The sequence below is a fragment of the Actinobaculum sp. oral taxon 183 str. F0552 genome (assembly GCF_000466165.1).
Lineage (GTDB): Bacteria > Actinomycetota > Actinomycetes > Actinomycetales > Actinomycetaceae > Peptidiphaga.
Map to the genome: position 1 here is coordinate 14,319 of NZ_KE951477.1, position 17,720 is coordinate 32,038.

Here is a 17,720-nt window from a genome sequence, read left to right on the forward strand (position 1 = left end):
ATCGGGATGCGGTCGCCGCTGTGGGCGTCCGGCTTAAGCCGGACGCCCACAGCGGCGCGAGTAGCAGCGTCGGCGCGGGCTCAGCCTTCAGCTGGCTCGGCCTGAGGCCGGGCGGTGCGCCACGGGCGGGAAGTCGCCGTGAGTAGGGGAGGTCTCCGATATCCGTTGACAGCGGGTGCGCGAAGTGAATACCGTCGTGGGTGCGGCCGTTGTTCGCGACGGGTCTGTGAAACCTGGAAGTTTCCGCGCGCCAGGTTTGGCCCTTCGGGCGAATCGGCCGTGCCCAAAGTAAGAGATAACAGCATCTGAACTGCGAAGCAGTCGGGTGCGTCGCCCGAAGGACGGCGGGGGCTTCCATAGGGCCGGATTGTAGGTTGTGATGAAAAAAAGGACAGTCATTCCCCGAGTGATCCTCGGATCGACGTTGGCTCTGTCGCTTTCCGTGCTTTCCTTGGAGGCGAGCGCCGCCGAGGACACAGGGCCGGGACGCCAGCCGACGTTGTCGCCTTCCAGCAGCGCTACGAGGGCGCCTGTGGTCGCACAGGACGGCTCGCGGATCCCGCATCCGCAGAAGCTGACGGTTTCTTCGGCGGACGCTCCCGTCAACGACGCGAACTCCCGCGGCTACAAGGAGGTGTACGACTACTGGACTCCCCAGCGGTTGGCGAACGCCAAGCCCGCGCCGATGCCGACTCCCTCCGAGGCCTCCGACAAATCGTCGACGTCTCCGACCAGCGGTACCCAGAGCAACGGCACGTCCCAGTCCAGCGGCGTCTCCGACCAGTCCGGCAACGCCTCTGCGAGCAAGGGCAAGTCTCAAACGAGCAAACTGATCGATCCGAGGCGCAAGTCCCAGACGAGCAAGCTCATCGATCCGAGGCGCAAGTCCCAGAGCGACAGCCTCAAGTCGATCAAGCCGGCACGGGTTCTCAGCAAGCCCATAGCGCCGGCGAATGCGCCTCAAGGAACGGTGAAGAACGGCGGAACAGTGCAGCAAGGCGGCTCCTCCGTTCAGGGGAACGTTGCGCCTGCGGCCTCTTCCAAACCCGCGACGGGTGCCACTCGCACCAACGGGAAGGTCTTCTTCAGGAAGTCCGATGGAAATGACTATATGTGCTCTGGTTCGGTTGTCGGCAGCAAGAGCCACAATACCGTCATCACAGCCGGTCATTGCGTGTACGAAGGGCCGAACAAGGGTTGGCATTCCAACTGGGTCTTCATTCCCGATTACAACCATGGAAGCCGGCCTTATGGGACGTTCCAGGCGCGTATTATGCGTACCTATAACGATTGGATCCAGAATGGACCTAGTGGAAAAGGTTTTAATTCGGATGTCGCCTTCGTGAACACGTTCAACAATGAGAAAGGTCAGAAGTTGACCGACACCGTTGGGGGGCACGGCATCGTCACCGGCGGGTCCTACGGGTTCGACGCGACCGTGTACGGATACCCGGGCAATATCGACAACGGCGAGAGCATGCAGGTCTGCACCGGGCGAACCGGGACGAGGACCATCGGGCTCTTCACCCGCTGGTATTTCCACAACATCGAAGGGTGCAACTTCGGTGGAGGGGCGTCCGGAGGCCCGTGGCTGCAGGATCACGACAGCGCCAGCGGTCTGGGGTACGTGCGAAGCGTGACCTCCTTCAAGCCCGCTAAGGGGGCCCCGGTCTACATCGGCGGGTCGTACTTCGACAATCGAATGGGAAGTCTCTACGAGAAGGCCAATAACGACTGACGATGACTATGCGAAGTAGAGGTTACGCATTGGCTGCGGCCCTGACGGCCGTCGTCTTCACAGGGGCCTGCTTGGCTTCGCCTCGCGGTGACTCTACCTCACATCCGTCTTCTACCGGTGGCACCAGTGCCACCGGTAGAAGCACGGGGAGTACCGGTGGGGGCGGCAAGAGCACGGGGACGTCGGGGTCCGACGATCCTTCGCGTGACGATCTCACCCACGAGAGCGTGGTTCGGTGGAGCGGCTACAAGCAGGTGTCGGACAACCAGCTGCGCTTCTCCTTCGCGTCCGGGGATAAGAGGTGCTACGGCTCTAGAGTCGTCGTCGAAGAGACCTCGACCACGATCGACGTCGCCACGATATCCGGAACCCTCCCCGATGCGCCGGATATGTGCACGACGATCGCTCGCCAAGCCACCGTCCTCGTGACGACGAGCCAGCCCATCGCCGGCCGGCAGGTACGGCAACTCGCGAATGTGAAGGTCCACTGACGCGTCGGCGCTGAGCGCGCCAGCGGCACTCGGCATGAGGGCGCGAATCGGACCTGCGCCGGAGGCGGAGCCCGGCGGGCGAGCGCGGTTCCAGCCCGCACGTTTGCAGCGCCCCGGTAGGCCGGATCTTCATTCTCATGTCGCCCCGACCCCGCACCCGTGGCGCGGGCCACGGAGACGCCTTAGCTCGCCCGTGAGGATGCGCGGCGAGCTTGACTTGCTCGGGCGTGAGTCCCAGCCTGCTCACCGGCAGTGCGGTGACCGGAGGCGGGAGGCGTCACGTGTGGCGCTCGCCGCTGCCCGGGCGAACGATGGCAAGATATGACGGTGTTCATGGTCTCATCCGCCGGGAAGACATGCCTCCGGCGGGCGAGGGCATCTAGACTGGAATAGTTCCAGAAAACGAATCTGACATCCGAGGAGTAACAATGACTGACCAACTCTCGCCCGTCGTCGACAAGGCGCTCCAGCAGGCCCTCGTCGATCTGACCGACCTGTCCCTGCTCGGCAAGCAGGCGCACTGGAATATCCAGGGATCCCGCTTCCGCGCGCTCCACCTCCAGCTCGACGAGATCGTCGAGGAGGTCCGCGTCGGCGCGGACGACGTCGCCGAGCGCCTCGCCGCCCTCGGCGGCACCCCTGACGGGCGCGCTGCCACCGTCGCCGCCCAGACCGGTCTCAAGCAGATCGAGGCCGGGGTGCTCAAGGTCGACGATGTCTACCCGCAGTTCGAGGAACTCCTCATGGGAGCTTCCGACCGGATCAAGGCGACCCTCGATGCAGTCGACGAAGTCGATCACCTGACCAACGACCTTCTCATCGGCATCGCCAGGGGGCTGGAGAAGCAGGCCTGGATGCTTCGCTCGGCCTCGCGCGCCTAAGAGCCCTTCTGCCGCGCCGGCCGGCGGGCATCCGGCTGGCCGAGCAGTGGTGTCACGCCGTTCTCCGCGGCGGGCGAACACGCGGCCGCTGCATCCGAGCATTCGAATACGCGAGGGGGCGGAACCGATGACAGTCGGTTCCGCCCCCTCCGCGGTAGGCCCGGTGGGACTCGAACCCACAACCTACGGATTAAAAGTCCGCGGCTCTACCATTGAGCTACAGGCCCATAATGAGTGTACAGCCTGTGAGCGTCTGCGTCGAAGCGGGGACTGCGATCTCGCAGTGGCGTTCGCAACCCATTCGGTGCTGCGGGCGATGCCGGCCTCGCGCGGATTGCAGTTGCGGTGGGCCGGAGCGCGGTTTCAGCATGGCGTGTGCCGGCTTCGCGTCAGGCCTGCTGCGGTGCGGTCATGTGTCGGCACCAGACAGACGATCCGCGCCTTCCGCGTCGCCTGTGCCTTCTCCCACCGTTGGTCGACGCAATCCGATTCCTTTGGCGGGCCATGTGAGCGACAATGGAGGGGAGCCAAAGGAGGTTGCCATGAACAGAAAGCCTCGCCGTCCGGCGCAATTGGACGACGCCCAGATAGAGGCCATCGAGGGGGAGGCGGACGTCGCCTACAATTCTGAGCTCGCCCATACGTCGGCTCAGGCGCTCCTTCCCATGGGAAGGCATTTTCGAGAGACCGACCGCGACGCGGTGGCGCGCGTTCAGGCGCTCGTCGATTCGGAGGGGGTCGATGTGGTCGCCGAATCGTGGGTGCGCTCGCCGGAGGACAGCCTGCCGGGAATCCTGTGGAGGGGCTACCTCCTGCGCGAATGGATCCGGAGGGAGCCGGACGACGTCGCACGCCGGTTCGAAGCCGTCGTCACGGCCCTGCGGGGGCGGGGAGATGCAGGCGAGGCGAACTCGATCCCCAAACCCGGTGCGATCCGGCAGGAATGGGATCTGGTCCTCGCCGGAGCGTACGAGGGCGACTTCGCCGCTCTTCTGGAGTCATCCGCGACTTTCGCTCGGCATCTGGGCGAGATCGAAGCCGTGTGGATCGAGGCCGATACCCATCCGCTGGCCACCGAAGTCACACGCCGTGATTCGGCTCTCTTGGCCACCGCCAGGGAGTTCTTCGTCGCAGCGACGCTGGTCGAGCAGGGACGCCTCGAATAGCCGGGCGGCCGGTCACAGGAATACGGCTTGGAGGATCCACGTCGCCAGGCCGGCGATGACCGCCGCCGCCGGAAGGGTGGAGACCCAGGCCGTCACGATGTTTCCCGCGATCCCCCAACGGACGGCCGAACGCCGCTTCGTCGCGCCCACGCCCATGATCGCGCAGGTGATCGTGTGGGTGGTCGAGATCGGCGCGTGCAGCCAGAACGCCGTCGTGTAGAGAACCCCTGCGCCCACGGACTCGGCGACGAATCCGCGAGCCGGGTCGAGGTCGATGATCTTCTGCCCCAGCGTCTTCATGATCCGCCATCCGCCCGTGTACGTGCCCGCCGAGATGGCCGCCGCGGCGCTCACCTGAACCCAGAGGGGGATGTGGGCGTCCGCCGCCGTATGGTATCCGCCCGCAGTCAGGGCCAGGACCATCACGCCCATGGTCTTCTGGGCGTCCTGGAGGCCGTGACCGAGGGCGATGGCCGATGCCGAGAACATCTGGGCCCGCCGGAACCTACGCATCGTCTTCCTATAGGCCGCCCGCGCGAGGACCTTGAGGAGGATCCGCATGAGGACGTAGGCGAGCACGAAGCCGATGAGCGGCGAAAAGATCATCGGAAGGACGACCTTGTCGAGGATGACCGGCCAGTGGACGGTGAAGGAGGCGGCGATGCCGGACCCCGCCAGGGCGCCGATCAGTGCGTGGGACGAAGACGAGGGAAGTCCGAACCACCACGTGATGAGATTCCACGCGATCGCGCCCAGAAGGGACCCGAAGACGATGACCAGGCCGTGCGTGCCCGAATCCGGTGATATGTCGACGATTCCGCCGCCGATGGTCTTGGCCACCTCGGTTCCCAGCAGCGCGCCGAGGAAGTTCATGATCGCGGCGATGACGAGGGCGATCCTCGGTGACAGCGCTCGTGTCGCGACCGATGTCGCTATGGCGTTCGCAGCGTCGTGAAAGCCATTCGTGAAGTCGAAGATGAGGGCGACGACGACGATTGTGGCGACCAGGAAGAAGGTCGTGTCCACTGTCATGACTCCTTGATGGCGATCGCCTCGACGGTCCCGAAGAGATGCTCGAATGCGTCGATCGCGCTCTCGAGGGTCTCGAGAACGGACTTGATCTTGAGGACTTCGAGGGCGTCCGTTCCACCGGCGAACAGCTCGGCTATCATCGACCGGTAGAGTTTGTCGCCTTGGTTCTCCAGCTCGTTGACCTGGATCCACGACTCGCGGACGGACTCGTTGTCGTTGATGCGGGCGAGGCGCCCCATCGTTTCGTTGGTCAGTTTGGCGCAGGACTGCAGAATCTCGACCTGGGTCGCCACCCCGGCCGGAAGGGACTGCGGGCGGTAGAGGATGATGTTGTCGCCGGCCTCGTCGATGAGATCGACGCAGTCATCGAGAACCGAGGCGAGGGCGTAGAGATCCTCGCGATCGAAGGGGAGGACGAAGGACTGGTTGATCTTGTTGAGTACGACGTGACAGGCGTCGTCCGCATTCTGCTCGACTTTGTGCAGCTCCTCATTCAGATCGATCCTGCTCTTGTGGTCGGCGCCGACGATTTCGGCAAGGATCTTCGTTGACTGAAGAAGGAATTGGGATTGTGCTGTAAGCAAATCGAACAGCGAATCGGACTTCGAGAACTTAGGTGACACGAGATCTCCTGATCTGAACGGTTGCCTCCACGGCGAAGGCTGTCCACCCGCCAGAATAGGGCATTTTCAGGGAAAGTGCCCGCCATCTTCTCCGACGCGTCGGCGCGCTTCGACCTCATCGGCGTGAATCCGCGGAAAAATCGGGCGGTCGCAGGCTGCGGCCATGGAGTGCGGGGCGAGCGGGCACCTGTTCGGGAAGGCCGCTCGTGTGGGTTCGGCGACCCGGATCGCGCTCGCGTTCCGGCCGGGCGCGACCGCCGATGGGCGTCGGAGGCGCGCGTGTGCGTCCGACTGCGCCGGGATACATGCCGGCGCGAACGCGAGGGAGACATGGCGTGAAGGGAAAATACGAGGAGGCCACATCGCGTGTGACCTCCCCATTGAAAGGGACACCGGACCTGAGAGCGCCAGTCGGCGCGAAGGCCGCTCGCAGCGGCAATAGTTGGAGCCCGGGGCTTTCGCGATCCGATGTCGTGCCTCAAGCATACGGCATGGACGCCAGCCGTGTCATGCCACTGCGGGCTCGGATTCTCGAGTGTCCTCTCCGCCCGTCGTCCGATTCGGTCCGTCGCCCGGTCGTACCCCGCTGCCCGGTCGCGAAGGCCGGGGTCGACTGGCCTGGAGGGACGGTCCGTCGCCCGGTTGTGCGGGGGCGCGAGGCGTTCAGGCCTCCGGGTCGAAGCGATAGCCGACGTTGCGGACGGTGGAGATGACCGCGTCGTATTCGGGGCCCAGTTTGGCCCGCAGGCGACGCACGTGGACGTCGACCGTCCGCGAGCCGCCGTAGTAGGCGTACCCCCAGACGTCTTCGAGAAGCGTCTCCCGGGAGAGCACCTGACCGGGGTGGTTCGCGAGGTAGCGGAGGAGCTCGAATTCCTTGTACGTCAGGTCGAGACGCCTCCCTCCGATCTCCGCCTTGAAGGAGATCGGATCGACGGTGAGCTCTCCCGCCTCGACGATCGCAGGAGGATCCTCCACGACGACGCTGGCTGTGGCATGCTCGCGCAGAATCCTCAACCGCGCCTGGATCTCGGCCGGCGGAGCGCTGGAGAGGACGGTGTCGGCGGCGCCCCACGAGGCCGCGACGACGGCGAAGCCGCCTTCCTCCAACACGAGCAGAATGGGCGGCGCGTCCATGGGATCGGTTGCGGCGCGGCAAAGCGTCCGCGCGGAGACGAGGTCCCGACGCCCGTCGAGGATGATGACCGGAGCGTCGAGGCTCGCGGCGAGCGCCGACGTGGTCAGGGGAGCGACGTGGACGTCGAGGGTCAGAAGCGAGAGCCCGGGCAGCACGGATCCCGGACCGCCGCCTTCGGCGGTCAGAAGCACAGCGTCCACGGCCCTCTCCCCTTCATCTCTCCTTTCAGCGACCATTTTAAGCGGTGGCTGCGCGAAGGCGACAGGCGTCGCGCTCGGACGTCGGAGTGCACGCCGGGGATGTGATCCGCCGGGCCGGCGTCGGCGCGCGGACCGGAGGGCGGGACGAGGTGAGGAGTGGAATGCGGACATGCGAGAATGACCGCATGAGCGACTCACCCAAGTCCACCGGTGCCCCCGAATCCCGCGGGAACGTTGTAGACGACGCAGCCGCGATGCCCGCGGGCGCGAGCCCGGCCAGAGGGACGGGCCCGTCGGGCGCAGACGCTCCCGGTGCCGAGCCCTTGCATGGCGGCGCCGAGCGGGCGGGTCCGCCTTCCGCGGACGCTCCGGCGGACGGAAGGGGCGGTGACGTGCCGTCAGCCGGCCGGGTCGTTGGCCCCGCGGACGCCCGGCGGGGTGCCCGCGCCTCCGGGTCGGCGAACCGGGGTCGTTCCTCGCGGGTCGACGACTGGTGCGGCCTCCTGTCCGCGTCGGTCGGCGCGGTGCTTCTGGCCGTGGCCGGATGGCTGGAATACGCCGGCGACGCCCACAGACGCGACAGATGCCCGAACCCATGCGCGGGCGTTCCCTCGGGCCGGCCGTGCAGGGCCCTTCGGGACGTGTGCCCGGACCGCGGCGACGAGTCACTCCTTCCCTGGCTGGTGACGGTCCTCTTCGTCGTCGGACTGCTCGTCGCGTTCGTCCCCGGGTGGGTGCGCGCGATGCGCCTGCCCCATCCGCGGGTCGCCGGCGTCATCATGGGCGTCGTCTCCGCGCTCGCGGTCGGAGCGACCTGGCTGGGCGGGCTGCAGCTCGTCTACGTCGCCGCCTTCGCGGTCTTCGCGGTGTTCATCGGGGAGATGGTGCGCAAGGACCGGAGCGGGAATCGCCTGGAGCAGATCGCTGGAACGTATGTGGGGTGCCTGATAGCCGTGTCGGGCGCCTTCTGGGTGGTCCTCGTCGACAGACTCCACGGAGGGCTGGCACCGGTCGTCGCGGTCTGCATTCTGTCCGGCTCCCTGGGCAGGTACGCCACGGGGGCGCGCTTCGAACGCGAGCGCCGCAGCGGATGGCTCATCGCCTGGCTGACCTTCTACGCCTACATCGGCGGACTCGTGCTGGTATTCGTCATCGGCCCGCCCTATCTGCTCAAGGCGTTCGTCTGGGTCTTCGGCGTCGCGCTCATGTACGGCGTCGTGGCCGGTCTGACCGATCTGGCGGCCAGGAGCCTGAAGGGGTGCAGGGTCGCGATCAGCCTCGCCGTCGTCCCGCATTGTGCCCTCGGCGTGATCTCCTATGCCGCGGCGCTGTTCCTGTCGTAGCCTGAGGCCATGGTTTTTGAGATTCCCGAGGGCCTTGCGCCCGAGGCGTATCCGATGGCCTGGCTCGTCGGGTCGTGGCGGGGTGCGGGGATCCTCGAGTACGAGGACGTCGAAGCCGCTGCCTACCTCCACGAGATGACCGTCGGCAATGACGACGGCGGCCCCTATCTCGCCCTCTCCTCCCGTACGTGGCTCGCCTCGGAGGGGCCGGGCGCCGTCGACAGAGAGGAGCGCGGGGACGTCGCGTACTCCCGCTTGACCAAGGACCGGCTGTGGTCGAGCCTGACGGGATACGTCCGCGCGGCTCCCGGCGTGGACCGGCGCGAGGGCGCGACGATCCTCGAAGCCGTCACCGCCAACCCGTCCGGGCACTGCATGACGTGGGGCGGGGTCATCAAAGGCCCGCAAGTGCAGATGACGGCCGACGCCATCGCCTCCACGCCGACGGCGGCAGCCTTCGAAGGCGCCCGGATCATGGCCGGGCTGGTCGCCTCGGATCTGTTCGTCGCCTACGACATAGCGGCGTTCGGGCACGAGCTCCGCAGCTACATGGCCGGGCGCCTGACCCGTGTGGGACGCGAATGACGCTGGATCTGGACGGTGCGGTGCCGGCGGGCGTCCCCGACGCCAAGACGATGCTCGCTTCCGGGCCGACGGACGCCTGCGGGCCGGCCCTGCACTACGGCGACCCGTCCGCCGAGTACCGGGCGCTCGACGGCGGCCGGGCTTTCGTGGACCTCTCCGACTGGGACGTCGTGCGCGTCTCGGGGCCGGACCGGCTGGGATGGCTCAACTCCCTGACGAGCCAGCGCATGATCGGGCTCCGAGCCGGCGATTCGACGGAGACCCTGCTCCTCGGCCCGTCCGGGCACGTCGAGAACGCCGCCTTCGCGGTCGAGGACGGCGAGGCGACCTGGCTTGTCACCGATCCCGGCCACGGAGCCGGGTGGGTCGACTTCCTCGATTCGATGCGCTTCACGATGCGCGTCGAAGTCGCGATCCGCGAGGACCTCGCCGCGATCGGAGGTCTCGGCCGACATGCGGCCGATGGGCTTGTCCGGAGTGCGATCGATCGTGGCGCGCAGCCGAGCGATGCGTGGCGGGAGATCGCCTACGCCGAAACCGTCCCCCTCATATGGACCGATCCATGGCCGGGTCCGGCCGCGGGCGGTGCGACTTACACGCCGCCCGGATCGGCCCACCCGGCTGAGGGGTGGGGAAGGTTCGTCGTCCTCGTCGAGCGGAGGGACCTGAACGAGGCGGTCGCGCGGCTCGCCGACGCCGGCTACACGCCCGCCGGCGCGCTCGCATGGGAGGCTGCGCGGCTTGCGGCTTGGCGCCCGCAGGCCAAGGACGTCGAGGCGAAGTCCCTGCCGCACGAATTCGACTGGCTGCGCACGGCCGTGCACCTGGACAAAGGCTGCTATCGAGGGCAGGAGACGGTTGCCAAACTCGTCAACCTCGGACGTCCGCCGAGGCGCTTGGTCGAACTGTACCTGGAGGGCTCGCTCGACGCACTGCCGGCGCCGGGCACCGCGGTCGAGGTCGACGGACGGGTCGCGGGAACGGTCCTGGCCTCCGTGCGGCACCCCGAGGACGGGCCGATCGCCCTCGCCCTGATCAGGCGGGCCGTCGCCGTAGACGCCGTCGTCGACGTCGGAGGCTTCACCGCCGGGCAGGAAGCGATCGTCGATCCCGGCGGGAAGTCGAGCGCGTCCCCCGCCGAACGGCCTGGCGCGGAGTTCCGCGGCTCGCGCCGGCTGCCGGGTGGTGGATCGCGTGCAGGTGGCGCTTCCGGCGCTGCCGGCGGAGCTGACCGTCCCAGCGCCGCTCGGCGAGTCGGTTCGCTGGACGGCGAGACTTCTTACGACGGAGCCGAGGCATCGCCGCGCCATGGCGGAACTGAGGCGTCGCCGGACGGCGACGGAATGGAAGCGTCGCCAGACTATGACGGAGGGAAATGAGAAGATGAAGACGATCGACGCAGCGTCGGACACGTATGCTTTCAGCTCCTACCTGTCGTTCGGGGTGTGGATCGCGCTCTCGGGTCTCGTCCTGTTCGCGTTGATCGCCTGCCTCCTGCGCCCGTCGGGCGATTTCGGATTGGCTCGCAGGCCTAAGGGCTTCTGGATGGGCGCCTTGGGCGCGGGAGCGCTCGTCATGGTGTGGCCGTACATCATGCCCGTCGTCCTGCCCTTTTCCTCATGGTTGCGGCTGGCGGCCGTGATCGCCTCGGTGTTCTACCTCGGCCCCGAGCAGCAGCGGATGGGCTCGAGGGGCACATGGCGTCGAAGGCGTCGAGGCGGCGGCTCCGGTCGCGGCGGCTGGTAGCCTGCAGGGCCGTTCGCCTAGTAGTCCGCTAATGGCCTGTAGCGGACTGTCACGGATGTCCGCTTAGCGGCCATTGCGTATTGTCCACGCGTAGCCAGCATCGGGTATCTGAAGCCGTCACGACTCCGGCCGGGGACCGGGCTCCGGCCGGGGCGATTGGATTCCGGACCGAGCGATCGGGCTTCGGACGGGTTCCCTGCGATCCGGGGGTCTATGGATCCGGTCGGTTTTGCGGCTCCGGTTGGGCTCTCGGTTTGTCCCAAGCGATCGTGTATCGGTAGTAGAAACGGCGTCGGATCCGGCAGCCGGGCAGAAGGCGCGCCACGGCGGCGCGGATTTCGCGGAGGGATTCGCGGGGATGCGACGTGGGCACTCCGATGTCGCGGGATTCCCGATGTATGGCGCTGGCGAGCCTGACTGGCACGAGCAGAGCAGCGGAGACGATCCAGTCCACCGCCGACGCGTTCGCCGCCAGCCCGACGATGCGGAGCCGGCCGCCGGGAGCCAGAAGCTCGCGCATGCGGAGAAGGGCCGGCTCCAGCGGCATGTGGTGCAGGGCGGCCACGCAGGTGATGAGATCGAAGCTCTGACCGTCGAGTTCGGGTACGGTCAGGGCGTCCCCGTGGAGGATCGTCGCCTTCGGTCCGCCGGCGGTGCGCCGGTCCGTCTGGACGGGATCGAGCGGAGAAGAGGCCTCGGCGGGATCCGCGGGAGTGCCGGAGAACGGATCGGAAATGGACATGGGGCCCGGCGGGGTGCTGCACGCGGGGCCGGGAGCGCCGAGGCGGCAGGGGAGTCCGAGGCGACGGCTGGCCTGGACGACCGCCGCGGCATCGGCGTCGATTCCGGTCACCGTTGCCCCCGTGGCCAGCAGGCGCTCGACGAGCAGCCCGTCGCCGCAGCCGATGTCGAGGACGGTGACGGGGCCCCGATGTGAGGCGGCATCGTTGACCCCGTTCGGATCGAGGGCGTCCCCAGCGGCCGGTGCGGGCCTCCTGACGGGAACCGCGTTGACGAGCTCTCTGTGATAAGCCGTGTTGTGATTCCAATAGGACGTCATAGACTGTCAGCCTAGGCTGGCACAGACGCGGAAGCGATCTGTCGCTCTCGTCGGCCGGGTTTCCTGGCCGGCTCAGCGTTTCGCCGCTCGCCTTGTCGCCGACTTCGCGCTTGATGTCCAGGCGAATTGCGAGGGATCTGCCTCCAAGCCCGCCCGAAACTCGTTTCGTTTGAATGAGCGGCGCACGGACCGAGAGGAGGCGAGTGGACTGCGGACCATGTGGACTGCGGAGTTGGCGGCCGTCGGCCGAGGAATAGAGTGTTGTCGGCCAAAGGACGAGGAAGGGGAGAGGAGCGGCATGCGGACGGTCATTCAGAGGGTTCGACGCGCCGAGGTGCGAGTGGACGGCGCCGTCGTCGGGGCGGTCGACTCCGGACTGTGCGTGCTTGTCGGAGTGACGCACGGAGATGGGCGGGCGCAGATCGAGAAGACCGCTCGCAAAATCGCCCAGCTGCGGATTCTGCGTTCGTCCGACGGCGGTGACGACGAACGCCGCTCGGCCGAGGAAGCGGGGGCAGCCGTGCTCCTCGTCTCCCAGTTCACGCTATACGCCGACGTCCGCAAGGGGAGGCGGCCGGGTTGGTCGCACGCCGCCCCAGGCGATGTCGCTGAGCCGATCGTCGAAGAAGTGGCGCGCGAGCTGCGCGATGTCTACGGACTGCACGTCGAGACAGGAAGATTCGGGGCGATGATGGACGTCGAACTCGTCAACGACGGACCGTTCACGATCCTCGTTGAAGCGTGAGAGCGAGGAGGAGATTGAATCACCCCTCAACCTCACGTTACTCGTAAATCCCGTGCCGTCCTCAAATCTCATGTTATATCTAAATCTTATTTTTCTAAATATTGCTTCGTGTTTAAAACCTGCACGTCTGCATGACACCCTATGCTTCCAATGTCCACACTGATCAAAACGGTGGAGCTGCGGGGAGTGGAGGGGGCTTATCGCCGCCTTCTGAGGCCTAGACCGTCGAGTTGTGGGTGTGGACGCGAAACCGAGACTGCGAGAAGGGACGGACTGAGGCATTTGAAGGGGATGGTTGGGAGCGCAGTCCGATGGCCGGGACCCAGTCGAACTGGGACGCAGTCGAAGGGGTAGCTGCCTTGGTCTTCGACGGTGCTTCACCGACCTTAAACGGTGGAGTATCGGTTGTGACGGTGTCTCTCCGGTGAAACCTCTGTTCCTGTTGTTCCTATTCCGCTGAAACTTCGCCAGATTGAGATTTCACCGGTCGATTCACAGGTGAAATCTGCCCTCTACCTGGGTTTCACCGAGTAGACGGGTAAATAGGGGTTTGCCAAGGAGGTCAAGGGGGCCAGGCATAAGTGGTTCGACGAAGAGGCACGATGGAGACGAAGGACCCGGGAGACGAGAAGATCAAGAGTCAGAAGAACCGGCAAGCGGGGGAACCAGCCGGAGGATCTGACGGTCGGGCCGGAGGGGAGGGGTCGGGGTGGGGAACCGCCTGACTCACGCCCCTGGCGAACAGGTGGATCCCGCCGGGGAAATCGTCGTTAGAGTGGGGTCAAACCGCCGCGGTGCGGGCACTCGTCGGCCCGCCGCGCGGACGGCCCTTTCGCGAGGGAGCCGGGAGCGTGAACGCGACCGGGCGCCGGAAGTCCGACCGGGCGCCGGGGCAGGTCCGCTTTCTCCCGCTCTCCGTCAAGAGGCGTCCGGCCACGAACGGGTCTCCGGTACGGAGATCTCCGGTGTGGAACCGGTTCGCGAAGGGATCGCCCGCACCGGGTGCTCGTTGACAGCGAGTGCACCGCTGAGGAGTCACGCATCTGCGGCGCCGCAAATCTCTCAAGGAGTACCAATGTTCGAACGGTTCACCGACCGTGCTCGCCGGGTGATCGTGCTTGCGCAGGATGAGGCGCGCAATCTCAAGCACAACTACCTCGGCACAGAACACATTCTTCTCGGCCTCATCCGCGAGGGCGAAGGCGTTGCCGCCAAGGCGCTGGAGGCTCTGGACATCACCCTTGACGAGGTGCGTGCTCAGGTCATCGAGATCATCGGCGAGGGGCAGGAGCCCCCGTCGGGCCACATCCCCTTCACGCCGCGCGCCAAGAAGGTCATCGAATACGCTATGCGCGAAGGCCTCCAGCTCGGCCACTCCTACATCGGAACCGAACACCTCCTGCTCGGCTTGACGCGTGAGCCCGACGGCGTCGCCGCGCAGGTTCTGACCAAACTCGGCGCGGACATGCCGCGCGTGCGCTCGCAGGTCAACCAGCTCATCTCGGGCTTCCAGGGCAAGGAGCCCGTCGGCGTCGGCGGAGGCGCCCGGGAAGGGCAGAAGGCCGGGTCGACCATCCTCGACCAGTTCGGCCGCAATCTGACGCAGTCGGCGCGCGACCACAAGCTCGATCCCGTCATCGGGCGCCACCTGGAGACCGAACGGGTCATGCAGGTCCTGTCGCGCCGTACCAAGAACAACCCCGTGCTGATCGGCGAGCCGGGCGTCGGCAAGACGGCCGTCGTCGAAGGCCTCGCACAGGCCATCGCCGCGGGCGACGTGCCCGAGACCCTTAAGGACAAGCAGCTCTACGCCCTCGACATGGGCTCGCTCGTGGCGGGCTCGCGCTACCGCGGCGACTTCGAGGAGCGCATGAAGAAGATCCTCAAGGAGATCAACACCCGCGGTGACATCGTCCTGTTCATCGACGAGATCCACTCGCTCGTCGGCGCGGGCGCCGCCGAGGGCGCCCTCGACGCGGCGTCGCTGCTCAAGCCCATGATGGCCCGCGGCGAACTCCAGGTCATCGGCGCCACGACCCTCGACGAATACCGCAAGCACATCGAGAAGGACGCCGCCCTGGAACGCCGGTTCCAGCCCATCCAGGTGGACCAGCCGACCACCGCCCAGACCATCGAGATCCTCAAGGGCTTGCGCGACCGCTATGAGTCCTTCCATCGCGTGACGATCACCGACGACGCGCTGGAGGCCGCGGCCACCCTCGCCGACCGCTACATCAACGACCGCTTCCTGCCGGACAAGGCCATCGACTTGATCGACGAGGCCGGTGCGCGCCTGGCCATCCGCAAGATGACCGCCCCGCCCGAGCTGCGCGAGCTCGACGAGAAGATCGCCGTGGTGCGGCGCGACAAGGAGGCCTCCATCGACGGCCAGGACTTCGAGAAGGCCGCCGCCCTCCGCGACGAGGAGCAGCGGTTGGGCGCCATGCGCGCCGAGCGCGAGCAGGCGTGGAAGGACGGCGACATGGACGTGGTCTCCGTCGTCGACGAGGACCTGATCACCGAAGTGCTCTCCATGGCCACCGGCATCCCGGTCTTCAAGCTGACCGAGGCGGAGTCCGCCAAGCTCCTGCGCATGGAGGAGGAGCTGCACAAGCGGGTCATCGGCCAGGACGAGGCCGTCGTCGCCCTCTCCCAGGCGATCCGCCGCACCCGTGCCGGCCTGAAGGACCCGAACCGCCCCGGCGGCTCGTTCATCTTCGCCGGGCCCACCGGCGTCGGCAAGACGGAGCTGGCCAAGGCCCTGGCGGAGTTCCTCTTCGGCGACGAGTCGGCGCTCATCACCCTGGACATGTCCGAGTACTCGGAGAAGCACGCGGTCTCGCGCCTCTTCGGCGCGCCTCCCGGATACGTCGGCTACGACGAGGGCGGCCAGCTGACCGAGAAGGTCCGCCGCAAGCCCTTCTCCGTGGTGCTCTTCGACGAGGTCGAGAAGGCCCATCCCGATCTGTTCAACTCCCTGCTCCAGATCCTGGAAGAGGGGCGGCTGACGGATTCGCAGGGCCGGATGGTCGACTTCAAGAACACGATCATCATCATGACCACCAACCTCGGCACGAAGGACATCGCCAAGGGCGTGACCACCGGATTCCAGTTCGACGGCGACACGTCCTCGACCTACGAGCGGATGAAGAGCCGCGTGGGCGAGGCCCTCAAAGAGCACTTCCGCCCCGAGTTCCTCAACCGCGTGGACGACATGATCGTCTTCCCGCAGCTGCAGCGCGAGGAGATCCTGAAGATCGTCGACCTCATGATCGGCAAGCTCGACAAGCGCCTGGCCAAGCAGGAGATGCGCCTCGTGCTCACGCGGCGGGCCAAGGAGCTGCTCGCCGACCGCGGCTACGACCCGGTCCTCGGCGCTCGTCCGCTGCGCCGGGCGATCCAGCGCGACATCGAGGACGTCCTGTCCGAGAAGCTGCTCTTCGGCGACTTCGCCAAGGGGCAGACGATCGTGGTCGACGTCGACGAGGAGAACATCCCGGTGACCTTCACCTTCACCGGGCAGGACCCCGACGCGCCGCTTCCCGACGACGTGGTCGCCATCGCCGAACCCGAGAACATGGACGGTCTGACCGCGGGAGTCGACCACCGGCGGCAGGACGCCGGAACGCAGCCGAGCGGCCTGTCCGCCGCCAACTGAGGCTCCGACGGCCGCCGCCGGCGCTCCGGTTCGGCCGGCCCGGAAGCCAGTTCGACCCCTTGGCGTGGCCCCATCCGTGGGGCCACGCTTCGTCGTCTTATGGGCGCCCGGTTCTATGGGTGGCTTCCCGCCCGTTTGCCCCTTCTACCTGCCCTCCTCGCCGAGCCGGTTGTCGAAGGCGAGGACGCCTCCGGCCGTGCGCATGTCGGTCACGAGATGCGAGACGAGGCCGCCGCGCAGCGCCCCGGTGATGGCCGGAACCTTCTGCGCTCCCCACGCCACCGCCACGACGAGGGACGATTCGCGCAGCCGGTTGAAGGGAACGCCGAGGATGCGACGGCACAGCTCGCCGTCGATGTGCCGGCCGTCGACGTCGATGTGATGCCCGCCGATGTGCCCGACCGCGCCCATCTTGCGCAGTTCGCCGATCTCCTCCGGGCTGAGCCACAGGTCGAAGATGGCTCCCGAGCCGGCCTTCGTCGTCGCCCCGATGCCGGTCAGGAGGATGTCGGCGTGTGACGCCATCGAGATCGTCAGGCCGATCGAGCTTTCCCGCCGCAGAATCGCAGCGGTCCGCGAATTGTCCAGATACAGCGGTGCGGGCAGGATGCGGTAGTTCGCACCGAGGACGGACGCCATCCTCTGGCACAGCTCGGGGGAGTCGACCATGTGGTTCTCGTGGGCGATGGTCCCGATCGCCTGGACCACGGTGACCTCCGAGTAGCGCGTCGACGGCAGGGCGGCGACCACCTGGGACACGGCCCGGCCGTTCGTCACCCCGATGACGGAATCCGGCCGGATCATCGACAGGACGGTCTCGGCCGCCAGGGCCGCCACGGGAGCCGTCGACTCGGCGTCGTTGTCGTCGATGTGGGTGGCGACGCGCGCGCTCGCCAGCTCGAAGCGCTCGGTGAGGGCTGCCTCCAGCTCCAGCGCGCGCTCGAGGGGATGGTGGACGTTGACGCTGACCACTCCGCGCCGTCGCGCCTCGGCGAGCAGACGCGAGATCTGCGGCCGAGAGTAGCCGAGCTCGACGGCGATGTCCGCCTGGGACTCGCCCTCGATCCAGTAGAGCGTTGCGACCCTCAGAAGCAGCTGAAGGCGCTCCCGATCCCGCTCAATGGAAAACAATGCACACATGTGCGTGACTCCTTAGGTGCATATTCTAAAACTTTAGATTAAAGGCCTTATTTGTCAATATCTCCGGGGTGCTGAAGTACGTATGTGCATTTCCTGCCTTGGGCGACGGGGGATGTCGTAGCAGGATCGGGGGTGTCGCCAACCGGCAACGTCGGCGGATGAACGGCACCGGCG

At 66.7% G+C, this 17,720-nt stretch carries 15 protein-coding genes and 1 tRNA gene; 10 read left to right on the forward strand and 6 right to left on the reverse strand.

Features of this window, described 5'->3' with window-relative positions; genetic code table 11:
- The first annotated feature begins 379 nt into the window (after positions 1-379).
- From HMPREF0043_RS11285 to HMPREF0043_RS09725, 3 genes are all read left to right on the forward strand, one after another.
- Complete coding sequence (locus tag HMPREF0043_RS11285) at positions 380-1,738, forward strand: trypsin-like serine peptidase (protein ID WP_156897590.1); 1,359 nt, start codon at positions 380-382, stop codon at positions 1,736-1,738.
- Between the two features lie 227 nt (positions 1,739-1,965).
- Complete coding sequence (locus HMPREF0043_RS09720; protein WP_021602912.1) at positions 1,966-2,229, forward strand: hypothetical protein; 264 nt, start codon at positions 1,966-1,968, stop codon at positions 2,227-2,229.
- Between the two features lie 428 nt (positions 2,230-2,657).
- Positions 2,658-3,110 carry a Dps family protein gene (locus HMPREF0043_RS09725; protein ID WP_021602914.1) on the forward strand — a complete coding sequence of 151 codons (453 nt, stop codon included), beginning with the start codon at positions 2,658-2,660 and terminating at the stop codon, positions 3,108-3,110.
- Between the two features lie 155 nt (positions 3,111-3,265).
- Here HMPREF0043_RS09725 and HMPREF0043_RS09730 read toward each other — a convergent pair.
- A tRNA-Lys gene (locus tag HMPREF0043_RS09730) sits at positions 3,266-3,337 on the reverse strand.
- 315 nt (positions 3,338-3,652) lie between these two features.
- On the opposite strand from HMPREF0043_RS09730, the gene HMPREF0043_RS09735 reads away from it, so the two are divergent.
- Positions 3,653-4,276 (forward strand): hypothetical protein, encoded by a 624-nt coding sequence (locus tag HMPREF0043_RS09735; protein WP_040318303.1) that lies wholly within the window; start codon positions 3,653-3,655, stop codon positions 4,274-4,276.
- A gap of 12 nt (positions 4,277-4,288) precedes the next feature.
- Here the strand turns inward: HMPREF0043_RS09735 and HMPREF0043_RS09740 are convergent, their stop codons facing one another.
- The 3 genes from HMPREF0043_RS09740 to HMPREF0043_RS09750 form a co-directional block, all read right to left on the reverse strand.
- The gene (locus tag HMPREF0043_RS09740; RefSeq protein ID WP_232206126.1) at positions 4,289-5,302 is read right to left on the reverse strand and encodes an inorganic phosphate transporter; all 1,014 of its coding nucleotides are present in this window, start codon (positions 5,300-5,302) and stop codon (positions 4,289-4,291) included.
- 2 nt (positions 5,303-5,304) lie between these two features.
- Positions 5,305-5,931: a DUF47 domain-containing protein gene (locus tag HMPREF0043_RS09745; protein ID WP_021602917.1), complete on the reverse strand. Its 627-nt coding sequence runs from the start codon at positions 5,929-5,931 to the stop codon at positions 5,305-5,307.
- A 663-nt stretch (positions 5,932-6,594) separates the two neighbouring features.
- Positions 6,595-7,269: a winged helix-turn-helix transcriptional regulator gene (locus HMPREF0043_RS09750; RefSeq protein ID WP_198010332.1), complete on the reverse strand. Its 675-nt coding sequence runs from the start codon at positions 7,267-7,269 to the stop codon at positions 6,595-6,597.
- Between the two features lie 185 nt (positions 7,270-7,454).
- On the opposite strand from HMPREF0043_RS09750, the gene HMPREF0043_RS09755 reads away from it, so the two are divergent.
- The 4 genes from HMPREF0043_RS09755 to HMPREF0043_RS09770 are packed head-to-tail and all read left to right on the forward strand — an operon-like array spanning position 7,455 to position 10,943.
- Positions 7,455-8,612 (forward strand): hypothetical protein, encoded by a 1,158-nt coding sequence (locus tag HMPREF0043_RS09755; protein WP_156897591.1) that lies wholly within the window; start codon positions 7,455-7,457, stop codon positions 8,610-8,612.
- Between the two features lie 9 nt (positions 8,613-8,621).
- Positions 8,622-9,197: an FABP family protein gene (locus HMPREF0043_RS09760; RefSeq protein WP_021602922.1), complete on the forward strand. Its 576-nt coding sequence runs from the start codon at positions 8,622-8,624 to the stop codon at positions 9,195-9,197.
- Entirely contained in the window at positions 9,194-10,576 is a 1,383-nt protein-coding gene (gene ygfZ / locus HMPREF0043_RS09765; RefSeq protein WP_021602923.1) for a CAF17-like 4Fe-4S cluster assembly/insertion protein YgfZ, read from the forward strand. The genes HMPREF0043_RS09760 and ygfZ overlap by 4 nt, the downstream gene beginning before the upstream one ends.
- 4 nt (positions 10,577-10,580) lie before the next feature.
- Positions 10,581-10,943 (forward strand): DUF2516 family protein, encoded by a 363-nt coding sequence (locus tag HMPREF0043_RS09770; RefSeq protein ID WP_198010333.1) that lies wholly within the window; start codon positions 10,581-10,583, stop codon positions 10,941-10,943.
- 211 nt (positions 10,944-11,154) lie between these two features.
- On the opposite strand, the gene HMPREF0043_RS09775 is transcribed toward HMPREF0043_RS09770, so the two are convergent.
- The gene (locus HMPREF0043_RS09775; protein WP_021602925.1) at positions 11,155-12,003 is read right to left on the reverse strand and encodes a class I SAM-dependent methyltransferase; all 849 of its coding nucleotides are present in this window, start codon (positions 12,001-12,003) and stop codon (positions 11,155-11,157) included.
- 298 nt (positions 12,004-12,301) lie between these two features.
- Here HMPREF0043_RS09775 and dtd point away from each other — a divergent pair, with 298 nt between their 5' ends.
- The gene (gene dtd / locus HMPREF0043_RS09780) at positions 12,302-12,748 is read left to right on the forward strand and encodes a D-aminoacyl-tRNA deacylase (RefSeq protein ID WP_021602926.1); all 447 of its coding nucleotides are present in this window, start codon (positions 12,302-12,304) and stop codon (positions 12,746-12,748) included.
- 1,075 nt (positions 12,749-13,823) lie between these two features.
- The gene (locus tag HMPREF0043_RS09785) at positions 13,824-16,406 is read left to right on the forward strand and encodes an ATP-dependent Clp protease ATP-binding subunit (RefSeq protein ID WP_021602929.1); all 2,583 of its coding nucleotides are present in this window, start codon (positions 13,824-13,826) and stop codon (positions 16,404-16,406) included.
- Between the two features lie 144 nt (positions 16,407-16,550).
- On the opposite strand, the gene HMPREF0043_RS09790 is transcribed toward HMPREF0043_RS09785, so the two are convergent.
- Positions 16,551-17,546, reverse strand: coding sequence for a sugar-binding transcriptional regulator (locus HMPREF0043_RS09790; protein WP_021602930.1), 996 nt, complete (start codon positions 17,544-17,546; stop codon positions 16,551-16,553).
- Positions 17,547-17,720 lie beyond the last annotated feature (174 nt).

Excerpts from the sequence above, each read along its gene's own strand:
- HMPREF0043_RS09735 (WP_040318303.1), top strand. The coding sequence starts at position 3,653 with ATGAACAGAAAGCCTCGCCGTCCGGCGCAATTGGACGACGCCCAGATA.
- HMPREF0043_RS09725 (WP_021602914.1), top strand. The coding sequence starts at position 2,658 with ATGACTGACCAACTCTCGCCCGTCGTCGACAAGGCGCTCCAGCAGGCC.
- HMPREF0043_RS09760 (WP_021602922.1), top strand. The coding sequence starts at position 8,622 with ATGGTTTTTGAGATTCCCGAGGGCCTTGCGCCCGAGGCGTATCCGATG.
- ygfZ (WP_021602923.1), top strand. The coding sequence starts at position 9,194 with ATGACGCTGGATCTGGACGGTGCGGTGCCGGCGGGCGTCCCCGACGCC.
- HMPREF0043_RS09755 (WP_156897591.1), top strand. The coding sequence starts at position 7,455 with ATGAGCGACTCACCCAAGTCCACCGGTGCCCCCGAATCCCGCGGGAAC.
- HMPREF0043_RS11285 (WP_156897590.1), top strand. The coding sequence starts at position 380 with ATGAAAAAAAGGACAGTCATTCCCCGAGTGATCCTCGGATCGACGTTG.
- HMPREF0043_RS09775 (WP_021602925.1), bottom strand. The coding sequence starts at position 12,003 with ATGACGTCCTATTGGAATCACAACACGGCTTATCACAGAGAGCTCGTC.
- HMPREF0043_RS09770 (WP_198010333.1), top strand. The coding sequence starts at position 10,581 with ATGAAGACGATCGACGCAGCGTCGGACACGTATGCTTTCAGCTCCTAC.
- dtd (WP_021602926.1), top strand. The coding sequence starts at position 12,302 with ATGCGGACGGTCATTCAGAGGGTTCGACGCGCCGAGGTGCGAGTGGAC.
- HMPREF0043_RS09790 (WP_021602930.1), bottom strand. The coding sequence starts at position 17,546 with ATGTGTGCATTGTTTTCCATTGAGCGGGATCGGGAGCGCCTTCAGCTG.
- HMPREF0043_RS09785 (WP_021602929.1), top strand. The coding sequence starts at position 13,824 with ATGTTCGAACGGTTCACCGACCGTGCTCGCCGGGTGATCGTGCTTGCG.